The organism is Dolichospermum lemmermannii CS-548, assembly GCF_028330815.1.
GTDB lineage: Bacteria > Cyanobacteriota > Cyanobacteriia > Cyanobacteriales > Nostocaceae > Dolichospermum > Dolichospermum lemmermannii.
Map to the genome: position 1 here is coordinate 45,264 of NZ_JAQMTJ010000258.1, position 21,814 is coordinate 67,077.

General features: G+C 39.2%; 4 protein-coding genes. All 4 read right to left on the bottom strand.

Annotation, left to right across the window (positions count from 1 at the left end):
• Positions 1-21: 21 nt before the first annotated feature.
• The 4 genes from PN450_RS17345 to PN450_RS17360 all read right to left on the bottom strand — a co-directional run bounded on the left by PN450_RS17345 (position 22) and on the right by PN450_RS17360 (position 21,668).
• On the bottom strand, positions 22-954 hold the full coding sequence (locus tag PN450_RS17345; protein ID WP_015078936.1) for an SAM-dependent methyltransferase: 933 nt from the start codon (positions 952-954) through the stop codon (positions 22-24).
• Between the two features lie 58 nt (positions 955-1,012).
• Positions 1,013-12,625 carry a type I polyketide synthase gene (locus tag PN450_RS17350; RefSeq protein ID WP_271837041.1) on the bottom strand — a complete coding sequence of 3,871 codons (11,613 nt, stop codon included), beginning with the start codon at positions 12,623-12,625 and terminating at the stop codon, positions 1,013-1,015.
• A 93-nt stretch (positions 12,626-12,718) separates the two neighbouring features.
• On the bottom strand, positions 12,719-20,626 hold the full coding sequence (locus PN450_RS17355; protein ID WP_271837042.1) for a type I polyketide synthase: 7,908 nt from the start codon (positions 20,624-20,626) through the stop codon (positions 12,719-12,721).
• A gap of 868 nt (positions 20,627-21,494) precedes the next feature.
• Positions 21,495-21,668, bottom strand: coding sequence for a hypothetical protein (locus PN450_RS17360; protein ID WP_271837043.1), 174 nt, complete (start codon positions 21,666-21,668; stop codon positions 21,495-21,497).
• Positions 21,669-21,814 lie beyond the last annotated feature (146 nt).

A 21,814-nucleotide genomic window follows, 5' to 3' on the forward strand; every position in this document is an offset into this window, starting at 1 on the left:
TTTTTGATTGTCTGGTAATATCTAATCCGGTTTTTCCCCTGAAAATAAAAGATAATCATCAAAAGCCATAAACCAACCTCTATCTCTCGACCAAGCCTCAAGACCTGGATTATCTTGCTGGAGATTGATCACTAAATCGTGTTTACTAATGCCTTTACTGGACTCAGCAAAGTAACGCACAGCAGCAGGCCAAACATATTCACTAATTGATACAGCTTGGATATTTACAAATCCATGTTTTTTGAGTTTTTCAACATAAATATTGCGGTCATATTGGTTAACAAAAGGAATACACATTTTCTTGCTATTGACGCGCAGCCAAAAGTCAATATTTCGTCCTACTCTTGGCAGACAATCAGCTAATGCTAACTTTCCACCGGGGCGCAAAACTCGAAATGCTTCCGCAAAAAAATCTTCACGAGTATTGAAATGAAAAGCACATTCTAAAGCTGTAACTTTATCAAAAGTATTGTCCTCACAAGGAATGTTAGTTGCCGAACCCACCTGAAGATTTATACGTTCAGATAATCCCGCCTTAGCTACTCGTTCTTGAGCAATTTCTACTTGTATTTCTGTCGTATTTATCCCAGTAATTGCATCTACATTGTTTTCACGCACCCAGAGTATATCTTGTTCAGCAAAACCGAAGCCGACATCTAAAACTTTGTCTCCAGGGCTAAGTTTGGCAATTTCTCCCAATTTCCGGGCTAAAGCAGCACAGGCTCCGTTATAAGTCGTTTCCTCTTGCCAATAGCCAAAGTTGAGCCATTGGGGAACATTGGGATCGTGAAGATCACACTCTCGTTTAGCTATCCTAGTATAAAGTTCAGATACCTCAAATTTATCTCGTAAAAACCAAAGTTCTTGAAGTGGATTCTGGATAAATTCTTTGATGATTATCCAGCGATTGCGCCATTCATAGTTGAAGGGGATTTTACCAATATTTTCCAACACTTTACTCTCCTATTTATCAATTAAAAATTTTTGACGCACTGAAATTTAGCTTTAATATTTAATCACCATATTCTTCAAGCTCCGCTAACTTTTGATTAAGTAGTATAGCCAACTCATCTTCATTGAGACTTTCATAAGGATTGACAATCTCACTAGATTCATTTGATTTTATCTCAAAATCAACAGAATCTGCTAACACTTCTTTCTGCAAATAAATGTTGAGACTCGCAATATTAGGATAATCAAAGATTATAGATGTAGGTAAAGTGCAAGCTAAATTACTTTCCAGTCGATTTTTAAATTCTAGTACCATTAACGAGTTTAAACCCAACTCTAAAAATGAGGTGTGGTGATGAATCACACTACTACCAGATAATCCAGTAACTTCGCGTAAAACTTTCTCAATTCCTTGCGATAAATTTTCTGCTCGTTCATCTATAGGTACAGATTTTAATCGTTCTAATAATTTTGCCTCTTTGCTATCTGCTTTAGTTGTAATTACTTCAGCAAAGAATGGTTGATTAAGGTTAAAAGCTTGATTAAAAGTAGACCAATCAATATCAAGAATAATTCCTTGATCAACGTCGCTGAGAATTAAGTCACTGAGATATTTGATAGCGGTATCAGAAGGCATACTGTGAATACCCCAATTAGCAAAACGTTGTTTTTCAATTTTATTCCCTGTATCCCATGCGCCCCACTTGATACTAATACCTGGTAATCCTAAACTTTGTCGTTGCTGTATTAAAGCATCCATAAAAGCATTAGCAGCAGCGTAACTACTTTGTCCCGGTGAACCTAGAATTACAGCAGCAGAAGAAAAGGCTATGAAAAAGTCTAAAGATAGATTGCGGGTGTAGCGGTCTAATAATAAAGTGCCTTCCACTTTGGGACGCATAACATTTTGATATTTTTCCCAATTTTGATTAGTTAAAAGCCCATCATCAAGGACAGCCGCCGCGTGAATGACTCCGCGTAAGGGGGGTAAATCCGCGCCAAAACGGGAGAATAGCTGTTCCGTATCTGCGGCTGAGGTAATATCAGCATTGACAATTGTAATCTGTGTACCATTTTTAGTTAATGAGGCGATCGCTTCTGGTTGAGATTTGACATGGCGACTACACAAAACTAAATGGCTAGCTCCCATTTGTGATAACCACTGAGCCATGAGCAAGCCAAGTTTACCCAAACCACCTGTAATTAAATAAGCTCCCTCTTTGCTAACTAATTGCTGTTTTTGGGCTGCGGGAATTGTTGCAGATACTAACCTTGCTCCATAACGGTTTCCTCGGCGTAAAGCTAGGCGTGACTCACTGCCTGATGTATGAAATTCGTTGAACAAAAATTCAGCTTCATGAGATTCTACAATTGCTGGTAAATCTAAACATACACAACGAATTTGGGGATATTCATGATTAATTACTGCTCCTAATCCCCAAAGCGGAGATTGTTCCGGTTGCAAATAAGTTTCAGATAAAACTCGATTCGCACCACGAGTTACTAACCATAAATCAGGTAATTTTTTCATATTACTAGTAATAGTTTGAATTAAATACAATACAGCATTACAACTCTTGTAAACTGTATCTGCACTTGCTTCATTAGGTACAGTTTCCCAAGCAAAAATCACACCCGTAGGAAATTCACCCGATGGATATGCTTCTTGATATAAACGTTGAAAATCAGATTTCCGAGATGGATTGATGACAAAACTTTCTAGAGAATGATGTTTATAATCATCACTAAGTTCTACAGTAATAACTTTTTCTCCAGCTTTTTGCAATAAATTAATCGACTGATACAAAGCTGTGCTAGGACGTACAAACACTAACCATGAATGTTGAGAGTTTCCTGTAATAGTTGAAACTGAATCAAGCTTTTGCCATTGCACCTGGTAAAAACAATTATTTTCAGTTTCTTGCCATAAACGTTGTAAAACTGCTGGATTAATCCGCCGTGCTGTTAAGTCTGTAAACCGAGCGCAAAGCTGTTCTTGCTCATCATAAACCTCTACATCTACACAGATTTCACCATCAATCTGAGATTTAATCTCAATGTGCGTCCAAGCTTGAGTACCAGGATTGCCAAATAATTCTAGAGAAGAGAAACCATAAGGTAAATGCAATTCCTGACCGTGAATTTCTGGGAAAGCCGCGCCAATACTTTGTAAACAAGCATCTAAAAGCACAGGATGCAAACAATATCGCCGATCTACCAAACTGCGATCGATACTAATTTTAGCCTGAGAACTACTGCTAAAATACCTGAGTTCTTGAATAGCCTGAAAACGCTGACCATAGCTAATTCCCATCTGCTCATAAAACTCATAAAATCTGGCTATATCTACAGATTCCCTTCTTTCATCCTTTGCGTCTCTGCGTCTGTGTGTGAGCTTTTCATGTCTTTCATTAACGTTAATCTCACCCGTAACATGAAGTACCCAACTATCTTTTGCTGAATCACTACTAAATATCTCAAAACTATAGCCAGACGACTTCTTAGACTTAAAAATCAGTTGCAATTTAGTTTGAGATTGAGATAAAACTAACCCCTGATGAATAGCAACATTTTGAATAATCGCCAAATCATCAGTAAATATTTGCCGACTAGCTACTAAAATCGTTTCAATAAAACCCGTAGCCGGAAACAAGATTTTTCCAAATACCTTGTGTCCTTCCAGATAATCTGGATACTCAGAACTTATCTCTCCTTCAACAATAATTTCTCCTGTAGCTAGCTTTTTAACCTCATGAATAAAAGGATGCAGTTTAGTCTTAATATCACTTACAAAAAATTGTGGATTTGATAACCAATAACGTTCTCGTTGAAACGGATAAGTAGGTAAAAGAACCCGCTGGACTTGCTTAAATACCTCTGTCCATTCTATAGAATAACCATTAACAAAAAGTGTTGCTAAACTTCTGTACATCTGGGCTTGTTCATCTTGTCCAGGTACAATGCTGGGTAGCCATAATATTTCTTTGCTTTGAGAATTTAGCCGCGCCATACCTAATAACACAGGCTTTGGTCCTAACTCCAAAAAATGGCGATAACCACTGTCAATTAACAATTTAAATCCTTGACCAAAATGTACAGTATTGCGAAGATGGCGCAGCCAATAACCGGCAGTAGCAATTTCTTTGCCAATTGGTTTACCTGTGACATTACTAATAATATTCAGGCTTGGTTCATGGAAAGAAACTTGCTGTAACATCTTAGCAAAATCATCAAGGATTGGCTCCATTAAAGGAGAATGAAAAGCATGAGATACTGCCAAACGTCTAGTTTTATAACCTTGCTCCATAAATGATTTCTCTAGTTGTTCAACAATTTCACTCAAGCCAGAAATAACATTAATTGCACCATTATCTGCGGCAATATTTACTTGATTTCCATAGGGAGTCAGATGATCGGCTACTGTTTGATAATCAGCATAAATTGCTGCCATTGCTCCATTATGCGGTAGTTCTCCCATCAAGCGACCGCGTTGAACAACTAACTGCAAAGCATCTTCTAAAGAAAAGACTCCTGCTAAACAAGCGGCGACATATTCACCAATACTGTGTCCTAAAAGGGCAGCAGGTTGTATTCCCCAAGATTGCCATAATTTCGCAAGTGCGTATTCCAGTGAAAACAGGGCTGGTTGTGTGATTTGAGTCTGTTCTAGCTGTTCACTATTTTGCAATTGAAAAATTAAATCTAAGAGCGACTTTCCTAAAATAGGTTGCAGAATGTTGTCACAAAGTTCCAGAGTATTTTTAAAGACGGGTTCTTGGTTGTAAAGAGTTTGTCCCATCCCTGAATATTGAGAACCTTGTCCTGAAAATAGGAAAACTACTTTTGTTTGAGTTTCTGATGTAATTGGAGTAATTAAATTATCAGAATCTTCACCTTTTTGGAAATCAGCAAGTGCTTTTTCGGCTGTAGTATTTGAGTCAGCCAAGACACACAATCGATGCCGGAAAATAGCCCTTCCTGTACTGGCAGTAAAACAAGTATCTGCGAAATTCACAGATTCATTTAAAGCGTATTGATAATTTTTTGCTAATTCTTTGAGAGATTTTTGAGAACGAGCCGAAAGCGGCAGGAGGTAAAATTTCTGCTCAGATGGCTGTGGAGAATTAGATGCAATTTCTCCAACAATAATATGAGCATTAGTACCACTAAATCCAAAAGAACTTACTCCAGCAATGCGTTCTCGTTGGCTAGGATGCCAGTTTTTTCCATGTACTGGAACTTCAAAAATCTGAGAACTCCAATCAAAACGGGGGTTGGGTTGTTGAAAGTGAAGATGGGGAGGAATTTTGTGATGTTGTAGGGCTAAAACAGTTTTAATTAACCCAGCAATTCCGGCTGCTCCTTCTAAATGTCCTAAATTAGTTTTGACAGAACCAATAATTAAAGGTCGATTTTGGAGACGTTTGCCAAATACCGCAGCCATACTTTCTAATTCAATCGGATCGCCTAAAGCTGTCCCAGTACCATGAGCTTCGATAAAATCTATTTGCTCTGGGTTGAGTTTCGCCGCCTTTAATGCTTGATGTAATAATTTTTCTTGAGCATCACCATTAGGTACAGTCAAACCACTACTTGATCCATCGTGATTTACGGCTGTACTATGAACTTTAGCTAAAATGTGATCGCCACTTTTAACGGCTTGACTCAACCGCTTGAGAACAATCATCCCGCAGCCTTCGCCCCGTACCATACCATTAGCACTCGCATCAAAAGTCTTGCAACGTCCATCAGGTGCAAGCATATGGGCGCGACTTTCAATTAAGGAAATTACCGGAGTTAAAATTATATTCACACCACCCGCTAAGGCAATGTCACACTCACCATTACGCAAAGCATTGCAGGCTAGGTGTACTGCTACTAAAGAAGAAGAACAAGCAGTATCAACTGTCATTGATGGACCTTGCAAGCCCAGCACATACGAAATACGACCGGCAGCTACACTCAGAGAAGTGCCAGAACCAGTATAGGCGTTAATTGCTTCTGGTGCGTAACTCAACTGGGCATAGTCTTGAGTCATCGCCCCCACAAAAACCCCTGTTTGAGTGTTGCGTAACTTTTGGGGGTTTTGCCCAGCAGATTCTAAGGCTTGCCAAGTTGTTTCTAATAGTAGGCGTTGCTGAGGATCGATGGCGACTGCTTCGCGGGGGACAATGCCAAAGAATTCGGCATCAAATTGATCTATTTGCTCTAGAAATGCTCCGTAAGGAGAATAGATTTTTCCTGGTGTATCTGGATCGGGATGATACCATGCTTGCATATCCCAGCGATCGCTGGGAATTTCTCTGACTGCATCTTTCCCCTGTTCTAAAAGTTGCCAGAATGATTCCAAATCATTCGCACCGCCAGGAAATCGACAAGCCATCCCTACAATCACAATTGGATCTTCTTCCTGTTGCGGTTTTTCGGGGGTATATTTTTCAATTTGGATTTGGGGAACTTCTTGTATTAGTTGTTGTACAGGAGTTTGCACCTCAGAGGTAACTAAAATTTCCCGCAGGAGATAATCTGCTAAAGTTTCCACATTGGGAAACCGAAAAGCGATTGTTGTGGGTAGAGAGCAATTAAAATCTGTTTGCAGAAGATTGCGAAGTTCTGTGGAAGTGAGAGAATCCATCCCCATGTCAAAAAAGCCTTGTTGGGGAGATACTTCATGAGTTGATAGTCCTAATACAGTGCAAACTCGCAAACTAATTTGGCGGATAAGTAAATCACGACGCTGTTTTACAGGTATGGTTTGCCACTGTTCTAAAAGATTGGATGCAGTTTGAGATTTAGGTTTGATTTGGGGTAAGAAGTTTTGATAAAAGCTTTGATTAATGTATGGAAAACGTTGCCAATCAATAGCAATTACACCAGCACGTACAATTTGATTAAACAGAATTTTTTCTAGAGTATTGAGTGCTAAATCTGGTGCGATCGCATCATAACCTTTGGCTGCTAATCTTTCTAAGACATTGCGATCGACTGCTGCACCGATTTCGCTCCACGGACCCCAGTTGATGACTGTAGCTGGTAAATTGTGTGCATGACGATAATAGGTAAAGGCATCTTCAAAGGCATTCGCAGCCGCAGCATTAGCTTGTCCCGCCGAACCAATGAGCGACACAGCAGAGGTATAACAAACAAAGAAATCTAAGGTATCGTTCAGGGTTAGTTGATGCAGTAGCCAAGTTCCTTTCACCTTGGGGGCGAGAACATAGTTGAAACGTTCTGGTGTCAGTCGCAGTAATGTTGTATCGTCTAAAGTGCCAGCGATGTGGAAAATTCCTCGCAACGGATATTGCGATCGGCATTCTTCTAGTAGGGCGTGCAGTTTCTCGGCATCTGTGACATCAACATCTTTAATTTGGATGTCTTCGTTAATGGATTGCAGACTTGCTAGAATTTCAGAATTGAGAGCTTTTGCACCACTGCGACTGCACAATACTAAATGACACGCGCCATGTTCTATCATCCATCGGGCAGTGGCTAAACCTAATCCGCCTGTACCACCAGAAATTAGATAAAAGCCATCTTGACGGAAATTGATGTTTCCATCTGCTAATTTGCGCTCTACCAAACGCGGACGGAAGCGTTGTTCGCCCCGCAAAGCGACGCGGTTTTCTTGGGTGTTGTTGTAGATTTCTCTAAATAATCTTTCTCCTAAATCTTGTGCATGAGGATCTAAATCAATCGCTCTAAAATTTAGTTCGGGATGCTCTAGAACTAAGCTTAAAGCCATTCCTAATAAGGAAGATTGGGCTGGAGAAGTTAAGGTTGTGATTTCTTTTGCTGGTACAGACCCTTGAGTAACAAGAATGAGCGCGGGGGGGTTTTCTTGTTGTAATAATGCCTGAAGTAGAAATAGAAAACGTCTACAATGAATTTCTACAGCTTGATAAATTTCGCCTTCTATTTCTTGTAATGACCAGAGGTAGATGATTTCACGCGTTTCTGGTGTTATCAGGTTTTGTAATAGTGATAGGTAATCGTCGGGGTTATCGGGGTTAATGTCTTGAGGGGAGATGAGGGAACAAGTAATTCCTCGCTGTTGGAATGGGGTGATTAAACTGCGAGCAATTCCGTTAGTGTCAGCAAAGATTATTTCGCGCCAAGACACAGAGGTGCATAGAGAAGGAAGGCTGCTTTTGGCGATGATTACGCTTTGTTGTAATAGGTTCCGTGTCTTTGGATTGGTTGGTTCGATGATGTTAATTTCTGTAAATTGATGCTTGGCGAGTAGGTTTTGCCAATGTTCTGTATCTACTAATGGATAACCATTGCGGTGCGGATCTTGACTGCATAACCACCATCCTTCTGTTAACCCAAAGGTTAAATCTACCCAAGGACGCGCTCCGGTACTTTCTAATAGTATGAGTATGGCATTAGGAGCTAGTAAAGAACGGACATTATTAAGGGTTTCATTAATATCTGCTGTGGCATGAAGGACGTTAGCAGCAATAATAATATCAAAATAACTAGGTAGAAATCCTTGAGAAATGGGGGCTTTTTCTATATCTAAAGTTTGATATTTAATGAAGGGATAATTACTGAAATTTTCTTTGGCTCTGGTTAAAAAGCTAGAAGAAATATCGGTAAATGTGTATTCAATTTGTTCTGGAGGTAAATGTGGTAAAATTGCTGCGGTACTTGAGCCTGTTCCCCCTCCAATTTCGAGGATTTGTAACTGTCGATTTGTTGGTAAATTTGCTACTACAGTTTTAATTGTGGCTGCGACTAGTTCATTCATCAACTTAGCACCAGCCGCATCAGAATATACAGATGCGATCGCATTCAAATCGCCTTGGGGAAATAGTAATTCTAATGGCTCAATTTGGCGGCGCATTACCGCAGCTAAAGCCGAACCACAACGTTCTATCAAATTAATTTCTGCAAGGTAATCAGGAAATTCGCTACGTAGTTGTTGAATTGGTAATTGAGATGAAGATATAACAGGTTCTTTTGCTAATAACCATCCATCTTTTTGCTGAGTAATTATTCCTTCTTCAGCTAGAATTGCTAAACACCGCGACAATAAAGGACGATAAAAATCAACAACTCCACCTTGAGTAGCAATCTGTTCTTCTGGATAAATTTGACCTAATTGGGGTTGCCAGTTAAGCTCTTTTAAACCTTCCCATATATAACTTACGCTTAAAGTTTCCATTTCTTCAAGCAAGCGTTCATATTGGTACAATTTTTCAGCTAATTGCTGTTCTAATTGCTGGGGTTGAACTAGAGTTTTAATGGCATCAGGGTTTAGTAAATAATCTCTACCATCAGGTAACAATGATGCTAAAGTAATCCACTCCTCTATGTAAGATTGTGGTTGGATTTGATGGCGGATAATTTCTTGACTTTGAACTGATTTAAGTTCAAATCCTGTAATTGCTACTAGTAACTCACCTTGTTCTGAATAAATATCAATATTAGAGATAATATAGTTATTAGAATTTTTAGTTAGTCGAGCTGCACTGATGACACTAGCACCTGGGGACTTGAAGAATTGAAATTTAGCAATGCGGACTGGGACATAAGTTACAGATGATTCTTGCTGAAATAAAATTGCAGCGATCGCCTGAAAACAAGCATCCAACATTACTGGATGGAACTTATATTTTTCGGCTTCTAGACACTGAATTTGTGTTAACTTGATTTTAGCAAATGCACTATTTTTGCCACGTTGAAGCTTATTAATGATCTGGAAGCTACTGCCGTAATTAACTCCTGATTTTTGATATCTTTCATAAAATGAATTAATTTCCATCTGCTCTGGACAGTTAGCAACTATTTGTTCTAGATTTTGGCGATTTGCATCTAGTATATTTAAACTATCAATTCCCCCGGTAACAAGTACATCCCAATTATTATTACTTTGCTGATATATTTGAAAACAATTTTGTTCAATAATTAACTGTAATGTATCCTCTTGTTCTTGCAGCAATAGTGCTTTTTGAAATTCGATATTTTCTAAAATTACAGCTTGGCTTTGTGCCGCTGCTAACGCCATTTCAATAAAAGCTGCACCAGGAAATATCGGTTTACCAAAAACTTGATGTTCTGTTAAAAATTCTGGGTTGTTCTGACTAATACTAGCTCGATATTGAATAGAAGAGAGGGGAGAGGGGAAGCGATCGCCTAATAAAGGGTGTCCAGAGCGATTTGATTTAATAGCATCTACCCAGTAGCGTTTGCGAATAAAAGGAGAACTGGGCAAACTAATTTTTTGTCCTGAGCGAGAGCGATGGAATTCTTGCCAATTAATATTTACTCCTCTTACATATAGTTCAGCTATGACTGTTTGGATTTGCTGATAATTACTGCAATCTTTTGCTAAACTACATAAGCAAAGGATTTCATTTGCTGGTAATTTACTATGAACGATATTATTTATGGGCTGATTTCCAATCTCTAGAAATATTTGATAGCCCATCTGATGTAAGGTAAAAATCCCTTTTTCAATATTGTCTGGGTGATGTAGCTGTTGCAACCAGTAAGCAGCAGTTTTAATATAATTATTAGCAACCTCACCATTATTAGAAATTAAAGTGAGTTGTGGATTACGATAAGAAACTTCTTCAGCTACTTTTTGAAAAGCTAAAAATTCTTTTTCTCCACTTTGCTCGCTAAATAAATGAACGCGAGTTGCCACTAATTTAACTGCATCTCCAATCGAAAAAATTCCAGCTTGTTGAGCAGCAATATATTCGCCTAAACCATTCCCTAAAATTGCAGAAGGGCGGATTCCCCAAGATTTCCAGAGTTCACAAAGAGCATATTGCAGCGCAAATAATGTTGGGTGAACATATAAAGGATCGTTTATATCTTGATTGTTATCAAGTAAGTCTTCTATAGAGAAATTTAAATAGTTTTGAAATAGGCGATCGCATTGCATCAAAGCATCACGAAATACAGGCTCATTTACAAAAAGCTCTTTCCCCATCGCTGGAAATATAGTTCTTGCATCATTGCAAACGAAAGCGATTTTAGTATTTACTCGTACCTCACCGTAAATGATATTAGCTTCTCGGTCATTACCATTAACAAAAGCTCGAAGTTGTTCTTTAAAACTAGCAGTATTGGAAACTAATAAAGTTAATCGCTGTTTATGATTAAAACGACCTGTATTTAAAGAAAAGGCGATATCAGTTAAGTTAACTTCCGGTTTTTGGTCAATATAATTAACAAAGTTAGCAGCCAACAGACGCAATCGTTCTTCATCTTTAGCAGACAGAGTTACCAGTACAGGAAATGTTGTTTTAGTTGGGGATTGTACTTGCGGAGGTTCACTCAATATTGCATGAGCATTTGTTCCCGATGCTCCAAAAGAACTGACTCCAGCCGCTTTTATCTTGCCATTGCCTTGAGTCCAGGGGCGAGTCTGTGTCACCACGTGCAGAGGTATGCTATCCCAATTAATGTGAGGATTTGGTTTTTGGAAATTGAGATGTGCCGGAATTTCGCCATGATAGATAGATAATATAGTCTTGATCAAGCCAGAAATCCCCGCCGCCGCCGCTAGATGACCAAGATTTGTTTTGACAGAACCGATTAACAAAGGTTGGGATGGAGAGCGATTGACACATAAAGCATCAGCGATCGCTTTAATTTCAATCGGATCTCCTAAAGATGTACCCGTACCGTGAGCCTCGACATAATCAATAGCATTGGCACTTAGACGAGCATCAGCTAAAGCATCACGAATTAAATCTGTCTGCATAGGTCCATTAGGAACAGTAAAACCGCCACTGGCACCATCGTTATTGACAGATGTTCCTCGAATTAACGCCCAAATGCGATCACCATCTGCTAAGGCTTCACTCAACCTTTTTAAAACAACAACTCCGCAACCTTCACCAATCCCAAATCCGTCAGCACTTTTGTCAAAGGTTTTGCACCTACCGTCAGCAGCTAACATCTGATTTCTGCACAAGGCGATCGGCACTTCCGGGGTGAGAATTAGGTTTACTCCCCCCACCAAAGCTTGCCGACATTCCTGGGAGCGCAAAGAACGGCAAGCTAAATGCACTGCTACCAGTGAAGAAGAACAAGCCGTATCGATAGCCAAACTAGGGCCATTGAGATTCAAAAGATAAGAAATGCGTCCAGCAGCAGCATTTATATGGTTGCCAGAGATATGATAAGCCCCTATTGTGCTATAATCTCCTCCCGGTGCAATCAGACGAGCATAATCATTGTTTGTGATGCCAATAAAAACACCGGTTTTGCCGATTCTGGCAGTAGGCGCAGCCATACCAGCATCTTCTAACGCCTCATAGCCAACTTCTAAAAGTAACCGTTGCTGAGGATCGATATGCAAAGCTTCTCTCGGTGCAATCCCAAAAAAGTGCGCGTCAAACATTGACACGTCATTGAGAAAACCGCCTTGAGATACATAGATTTTGCCGGGTTTACTACGATCTGAGTCATAAAAATCAGACACATTCCAGCGATCGCTAGGTACATCCGTGAGTGTATTACCACCAGCTTTGAGAAAAGACCAAAAAGCTTCAGGAGTGGAAATATTTTTACCAAAACGACAACCCAAACCCACAACCGCAATCGGTTCGCTTTGTTGAGCTTCAACAGCTTTTAATCTCTCCTTCGCTTCATTCAGTGCCTTAAACACCCTAGCTTGGACAGACTTATAGTTACTTGATATCTCCAACTCCATCTTTTCTCCTTCCCCTCTTCCTCTGCGTCTACCGAAGTTTGCTTAACGAGGGTTCCCCTCGCACCGCAACTTCTCTCTGCGTGAGCTAAAAAATCAAGAATTACCTAAAAAAGCCTCTAAATCTGCAAGCTCTTGTAAAAATAAATCCTGATCAACCTCCTCCTGAATAGGAACAACATTTACAGAAGCATTAACCTGCCAACCAAACACCTGTTCCACTAAATAATCAACTAATCTTCTAATGTTAGGAAAATCAAATATCAAAGAAGCAGGTAAAGCCACTTCCAATCCTTTCTCTAAACGATTTTTTAATTCAATCGAAAGCAAAGAATCAATCCCCATTTCTAAAAATCCTTGTTCGGTATCTGGTATCTGTTTATTTCCTAAAATTGTCCCTACTTGTTTGCCAATATATTCAAACAAATGTTGCCGACGTTCTCCTGGTGGAATTTCTTCTAGAAAACGACGTGTAGAGATTGACTGTTGAATTCCTTTAACTGAATTTTGGTATTCTCCTAATTTTTCAAAAATTGGTTTATTGCCTTTAGATTGATAAATATTTTTGAATCGCACCCAATCTACATCAGCTAGTAAGATTTGTGTTTTTCCAGATTCCATAATAGCGGTCATTGCTGCAAAAGCTTTATCTAAAGCAATTTCTTTCATACCAATTTGTTTGAGCCAATCTTCATAATCTTGAGAAACTATGCCATTTCCAGCTAATAATGCCCAATTCAAACTAGTAGCTGGTAATTTTTGAAGATGACGTAAATGAGCTAAATCATCCATAAAATGACTAGCAGTATCGTATAAACCTTGCTCTTTAGCTCCCCAAATTGCACCTGCGGTAGAGAACAAAACAAAGTAGTCTAATTGAGTTGCTAAAGATAACTGATGCAAATTCCAAGAACCGCGAACTTTAGCCTGAAAAACTTCTGCAATATCATCTAATGTACATTCGCTTAATTTAGCTTTGCGTCCTGACACTCCGGCAAGATGGAAAATACCCCGGAGCGGATCAGATATTTTTTGAATTTTCGTAAAGATGCGTGACATTTGCTCAAAATCTCCCACATCTGCTTGACAAACTTCTACAGTTGCTCCCTTTTGTTCTAAAGTCTTGATATTTTGAATTATTTCCCCAAATTCTGCTTTTGAATCCCACTCTGCTCGTAGTGGAAATTGACGACGTGTAGTCAAAATGAGGTGTTTTGCGCCCAAATCAACCAGATGGCGAGCAAGTTGTAATCCTAGATGACCAATACCTCCTGTAATCAAATAAGTAGCTTGAGCTTGGATAGTGACTGGTTTTGTAGGTAGAGATTCCAGTGGGGAAAGACGCGCAACGTAAGCTTGACCTTTGCGGAACATCAGATGATCTTCGGTGACAGAGTTAGTCAATCCTGAGAGTAAAGCAACAAGATTTTGAGCAATATCGGCGTGGGGACAGAGGTCTATCATTCCCCCCCATAGTTCTGGTTCTTCTAGCCCCATCACGCGCCCCAACGCCCAAAGCGGAGACTGAGTAACAAAAGATGGCTGCTCTAATCGAAAGGGTTGACCGCCTTGGGTAACGAGGAATAATTTGGGAGGATGAGGTATTTTTTTAATCGCCTGGAGAAGATTTAAAAGATGGTGACAGCGATTGAATAAAGTAGACTCATACTGATCGCCCTCACCACCATTCACAAGATAAATAATTCCACGCCAACAGAGAGATGAAGCCAGCCGTGTTTCTAGCTCAGAGCTATTTCCTAAATTGGCGATCGCACAAGATCCACAATCTTCGCTTAGTTGCTGTTGAATTGCTAGAGCTAGATTATCTGTTTCACTATCGGTAAAAATTAGCCAATTACCCGAAATATCGCTGCTTTTTTCGGCATTTTGGGCAACAATAATACTTTGCTGAAATAAAGGACTGCCAATTTTTTCGTCAGGAGAAATAAATTCAGCTTGAGCAAACCCAGATTCTCGGAGAATAGATCGCCAAGTAGATGCTGCAATAATGGGATGATCTGAGCGTAAATCGCGATCGCTAAAACGCCACCAACCTTGAGTCACGCCAAATATTAAATCAATCCACCGGGACTGATGAGTAAGTTCTAGGAGTAACAAGTGTCCTCCAGGACGCAGTAAACCTCGAATATGGGGTAAGGTTTCTCCTTGTAAATCCCGCGTAGAATGCAATACATTTGCTGCAATAATTAGATCGTAAGAACCGGGTAAAAAACCTTGAATTTCGGGGTCTTTTTCTATGTCCAAAACTTTGTATTCTATGAAAGAATGAGCAAAAGTATCTTTGGCAGTCTCTAGAAAGAATGGCGAGATATCAGTAAATGTGTAGTTAATTTGACGAGAAGCACAAGCTTGGAGAATTTGATGGGTAGTAGCTCCAGTTCCCGCACCAATTTCTAGAATTCGGATTGGTTCTAATGGAGAATAGTTTGATAATAAAAGCTCTACTGTTTTAGAGATACTAAGGTTGAGAACTTTTGCCCAAGATGTGTTTTTATAAAACTCTGCTACTCCAATTTGCCCGTCTTGAGCAAATAAGATGGATAAAGGAGAAATCTTGCCGATAATTATGGCTGCAAGATTGACCGCAACTCGCTTAAACAGCGTTAATTCTATGGAAGCATTTGGATACTGAACAATCAAATCATCTACTGTTAAATCAGAGTGAGATTGTTGCGGTTCACTGATGATTTTCCAGCCCAAACCCTGCTTTTCTAGAAAGCCTGTTTGTGCCAATATTTTTAAGCAGTGCTGCCATAGTAATCTATACTCCTCTTTAATGCCAGCCTGACGTAAACTATTTTCTGGAGAGAGGATAGTATTTATTTGCCATAATCCCAAATCTTTTAACGCTTTCACAATAAAGTTGGCACTAAGTTCTTCCATTTGGGAAAAAGCTAGAGAAACTCCTGTAAATTGTGTAGATTTGATTTGTTCTGACAAATAAGAGCCTAAATCAGTTTGAATTATTTCTAAATTCTCTAATTTCTTAGCTGATAAAAGATGAGGTAGCCACTCTAACTGATAAAGTAAGTTATCAAAACTAGAATTACCTGTGTCTTGATGATGTAGCTGAATTAATTGTTGAACAATTGCCGATAAAGTTTGTTTTTCAGCTTCAGAATAATTCCCAGTTTCTATTAGAGTCTGGATCAAATTGTTTGTATCTTTTTGAGACAACATCTTGACAACAGCAGATTCCTTGGCAGTTTGGAATTGAGTTTTTAAGGGAATCCAATGTTGACGTTGCTGAAAAGGATAAGTTGGTAAAGCACATCTTTTAGGTTGGTAATCTTTTTCAAGTCCAAACCAATCTATATTTGCACCACGTACATAAAGTTTACCTAGACTTTCTAGTAGAACTTCCCAATCAGAAAATCCTGAGCGTAAACTCGGTAATATTAGAGGGTTAGATAAAGATATCGATGACTGAATAATGCCTAAAAGAACAGGTTGTGGTCCAATTTCGATAAAACTATCACATCCAAGAGATTCTAGAGACACAACTCCTTGATAAAATTGCACAGGATGCAGCAAATGTTGAATCCAATAATCAGGAGTAACAATACTGTCATCTGCAATTTCTCCTGTCAGGTTAGAAATAATAGGAATTTGGGGTTTAGCAAAATCAATTTCTTGCAGGGTATTTTTAAATTCTCCACATACGGGTGCTATTAATGGTGAATGAAAAGCATGAGAAACCTTTAATTGGCGAACTTTTACTCCAGCGTTAATAAAGTGTTCGCTAAGTTGTTGAATGATTGTTTGTTCGCCGGAAATTACTGTATGTTGTTTTGCATTGATTGCTGCGATCGCAACTTTTATCCCCTGATTTTTACACACTTGCCGCACAGATGTTTCATCCAGAAAAACGGCAGCCATCGCTCCTTGCTCTGCGGGTAATCCACCAATTAAATTTGCTCTTTGTACGACCAGTTTTAAACCACTTTCAATATCAAAAACTCCTGCAAAACAAGCAGCCGCATACTCGCCCAAGCTATGCCCTAAAACAGCAGTAGGCTCAATGCCCCAAAAACGCCATAATTGAGCTAGTGCTACTTCGACAACAAATAAAGCTGGTTGGGTATAAGATGTATGATTTAAAGCTACATCAGAATTAGCAAAGATGACTTGCAGTAAAGATCTACCTGTTAGTTCTTGATATATTGTTTCACATTGGTCTAAAGTTCGCCGGAAAGTTGGTTGGGTTTGATAGAGTTGGTTAGCCATTCCCAGATACTGAGAACCCTGTCCTGTGAACAAAAAGGCAATTTTGGGAGGCTGCTTTTCATCAACTTGAGCGTGAATTACTGACTCTATATTTTGTTGTCCAAACTGATGTAATTTAGTAACAAAATCATCAATTTGGCAACCAGTCACCGCTAAACGATTCTGGAAATGAACTCGGCTAGTATTGGCTGTGAATACTATATCGGAGATATCGCTGGCGGGATGATTTTGAAGAAATTCTGCATAGCTTTTTGCTAAATCTACCAAAGCCTGTTCTGTTCTGGCAGAAAGTGTGAGTAAATGGTAGGGACGCTTGATGTCATTGGGCTGGGGAATAATGGCGGGTGCTTCTTCCAGCACCACATGAGCATTCACGCCACCAATTCCTAAAGAGTTAACCCCAGCGCGTCGAGGCAATTCCTTGCCATCTTCTTGCTTTGCAGTCCAGGGTATGGCTGCGGTATTGACATAAAAAGGAGTCTGGGAAAAATCAATCTGGGGGTTGGGAGTATTGAAGTGTAAAGTCGGGGGAATAATTTGATGTTTGAGAGCCAAAGCAGCTTTGATTAGACCAACAATACCAGAAGCAATTTGCATATGCCCGATATTGGTCTTCACCGATCCCAAAGCACACTCTCCCTGATTTGCATTGCTATATGCTCTAGCCAAAGCATCGATTTCGATGGGATCTCCCAGTTTTGTACCTGTGCCATGAGCTTCTACAAAGCCAATAGTATCAGCTTCGACTCCGGCAAAGGCTAGTGCTTCGGCTGCTACTAAAGTTTGACCTTCTCCTCCAGGAGCTGTAAATCCTAGCTTTCTACCGCCATCGTTATTGATGGCAGATCCCTTAATCACAGCGTAGATATGATCGTTATCTGCTAGAGCGTCTTTTAATCTCTTGAGCAAAACAACTCCAACCCCACTGCCAAAAATAGTACCATTCGCTTGGGCATCAAAGGCGCGACAATGCCCATCAGGAGATACAATCAAACCTTCTTGATACAAATAACCAATCTTTTGGGGAGAGTTGATAGAAGCAGCTCCAGCCAAAGCCATGTCACTTTCACCGTTCAACAGACTTTGACAGGCTAGATGCACAACTACTAGTCCAGTGGAACAGGCTGTTTGGACATTGACACTAGGTCCACGCAGGTTCAATTTATAGGAAATCCTTGTAGTCAAATAGTCTTTATCGTTAGCCACCATCGCTTGAAACCCTCCCATCGAATCTAATGTGAAGGGTTGTAACTCTTCGTTGGCATCTAATTGACCGCGATACGAATAGCAATTATTAATAAAATAGGTGTTCATGCTTGCCCCAGCAAACATCCCGATCGCTCCCTCATAGGAGTTAGGATTATAGCCAGCGTTTTCTAAACACTCCCAGCTACATTGCAGCAGTAAACGTTGCTGGGGATCGAGTAATTCTGCTTCTCGGTCTGTGTATCCAAAAAACTCATTATCAAAGGATTCTACCTTGTCGAGAATCGGTCTAGCTTTGACATAGTTAGGCTGCTGGAAAAGTTCAGGAGCAACCCCCGACTCTAGTAGTTCTTCTTCAGAAAAGAAGGATATTGTTTCGACTCCGTTTTTGAGATTTTCCCAAAAACTATCTATGTTGTTAGCTCCAGGAAATCGACCTGCCATACCAATAATAGCAATATCATGAGTGTCCTGATGGCGACGCGAACGATTTTCGGCGCGTTTTCGACTTTTTTCTGCTATAACATTTGTGGTATTAGATTCTTCAGTTAAGAAATGGGCTAATGTGGCAACTGTAGAATTTTTAAATATTTCAGTTAGAGGTATCTGGCGACCAAAAAGTTTTTCTAATTGGTTTTGGACACGAATTAGGTGTAGAGAATTCCCTCCTAATTCAAAGAAGTTATCCTGTATACCTACTGAATCAAGTTGTAAAATCTCACACCAAACTGCTGCTATTTGGCGTTCATTTTCAGACTGTGGTAAGCTGGCGTTTTTTTGGCGATCGCTCGCTAAATATTCATTGATTGCTTGGATGCGATCACTAAATAATCCCTGTTCAAAATCCTTTTTTAATTTAGCTTTTTGAACCTTACCAATAGATGTTTTGGGAATTAACTCAGCCGCCAAAGGAATCACATAAGCAGGCGCAATTCCTACTTTCTGTGTTAAATGCCTGCGAATTTGTCTGACTACTTTTACTGCATTATCAATATTATTTGATTCCGGATTAAAAGTAATAACTAATAAATCTGTTTCTCTGTTTTGGTCGAAAACTGCAAAGGCAGCCGTATAGGAAATAGCTACACCATCTAATTCTTCTATCGCTATTTCAATTTCATGGGCGAAGTAGTTAATACCGTTAATAATAATTTCTTGTTTCTCTCTACCAGTAATAACTAATTCACCATTGTGTAGATAACCTAAATCTCCAGTAGTAAACCAACCTCCATCTTGAAAAACTTCTTGGTTAAGATCGGGATTATTATAATATCCTTCAGTTACAGAAGGTCCTTTAATCTGAAGTCGTCCAACTTCGTTTTCTGGCAAAATATTATTCTCTTGGTCAATAATTCTAATAGTAGCTCCAGGAATAGGGCGACCTAGAGAGACAAAACTATTTTCTTCTATCAATTCATCTTTGCTTAAACCTGCTGACCAAGTAATTCCAGAACAAGATTCAGTCATCCCGAATGCTGGTTTAATTACTCTATCCCGCAATTTATGCTTTTCTAGAATTTCTAAAAACAAGCGAATAGTTTTGACCGAAACTTGCTCTCCGGCATTAACTAAAAATTTGATTGAGGAGAGGTCATAACAAGATTGGTTAAGTTCTTCAGTATGCTGATTAATTAAGGAGAATGCAAAGTTGGGAGACCAAGAGATAGTAGCTTGATACTTTTGAATTAGTCCTAACCATTTGAGTGGTTGACGTAAAATTAATTCAATTGGCACATGGATTTGATGACAAGCCAAATCCACAGCCATAATTCCTAAAAATACTATTGCCCCTACATGGTCTAAGGGCATCCAATTTAGGGTAACTTCTTGTCGTGTAAAATTATTCATCCGCACTGTACCGACGGACATAGATAAAAGGTTGCGATGATGCAACATCACTCCCTTGGGTAGGCCTGTACTACCAGAAGTAAATAGTAATAATGCTGGATCTAATGGTGTAAGATGAGGTAATTCATGAGCCGACAGTTGGTTTGATAGAGATTGATTACTTCGTAATTTATCTATCGATACTACCCGCAATTCCTTTAAATGAGATTGAGTAGTTAATTTTTCTATTTTGCTAATTAATTCACAATCCGTTAATATAATAGGCTTCTCTAAAATCTGCCAGACATTTTCAAGTTTTTTAACTGCGGCATTTTGTATATCATAATTGGGAGCGATGCTCAAAGGTGCAGGTATAATCCCACCTAAAAAACAAGCCCAAAGTGCAGGAATAAAATCTTGATTTCTCCCAATTTGTAATATGGCTTTATCTCCTAATTTAAGTCCGCGTCGATAAAGCCCATCTAAAATAATCAGAGCATCATTATATAAATCTTTATAAGTCTGAAAATATTGACTTTCGTCACTTCTAATATATGTAATACCTTGACTTTCGTACTTAGCAGCATCACTCAATACTTCTGGAAGAGTCCGCCAGATATCTTCTAATTGGTCACCAAAGAGCATTGCATTATCCTGTTGACGCAGCAGTGTCTCCTGTTCCTCTACACTTTCTTGGAAGTCTATCTGTGTTACCCCTGTCATTACATGCCTTTATTGCTAGCTTTTATATTTTTACTATTTGTCGCATTCTTTTTTCGATTCGGTGTCATATTACAAAAATTGATTAACAGCAAACAACCGTACAATTCAAAAAAACAATGTATTCATTTTGATGTTTATAGTCTTCTTATATCTTGCACCTGGAAATTTGATTGTCAATTTCATGACTAAATGCAATCCGGGGCATTCGTTTAAGGTTGAGTAAAAAAAAACACAAAAGTAATTGTAGAAATATTGTTTGAAATGCAATTTGTGCCGCGATGCCCCAATGCGCCAAAATGTAAGCAAAAAGTCAAAAGAAGTAGGGGAGCAGAGGGGAGAGACTGGGACAAAGCTTGTATCCCGTCCCAAGCCAAGCGCCCTGGAAGGGCGGGGCTTCTTACCCATGCTCCGCAACGCTTGTCGCAGAGAGGAAGGGCTTGCTCTCCCTGCTAGAAAGCCCCCTTCCCCTCTGCCTTTTCGGTGAGGGTACAAACCAACGATAAACTCCTAGTGGTCTGTCAAGCAAAAAATTGTGAGTTTGAGGGAAAATAGAGATGTAAGTAGTATTACTTGCTAAACCAATCATTTAATATAGATAAACTTTGTAAATTCTATTCTTAAGTTCTGTATAGATATTTATAGTATAGTAAAGGTAAAATCTAGTGATCGCTGCTGGAACTGCCATGAATCAAAAAGAAAACTAAGTTTGATGGGGAGATGCTCGTGTGAGCGATCCCTACTTAAAAAAAATTTACAATGCAGTTAATTGCAAGCAAATCTATCTATACAAGCATTTTGGCTGTCACTTAAATTCCAGGGTGAAAAATAAATGAAATTTTTTCTTAATTACCTATTGTATCCAAAACGCTTATGCTGTAAATTTAACATTTAAGGCTCTATACCAATTCTCTATGAAACTAGCACTTAATAAGTTCCTCTTTTTTCTTAGCCTTAAAATTTTTGAACCCGCGTAGGCGTGTTGTATCTGTGTAGCCAAGCCAGTGCGGTGGTGAGCCATCACTGCGGGAGAATTTACCGCCATAAAGCATCTGGCGCGCAAATTTAGTCACCAAGGCTTAAACAATATCACACTAATTACTATCTTGAATTAGTCAGAACTTGAATTAGTCAAAAAATATGTGACTAATAGTGGAATTTTAATATAAAAAAATATCATCTAAATTTTTG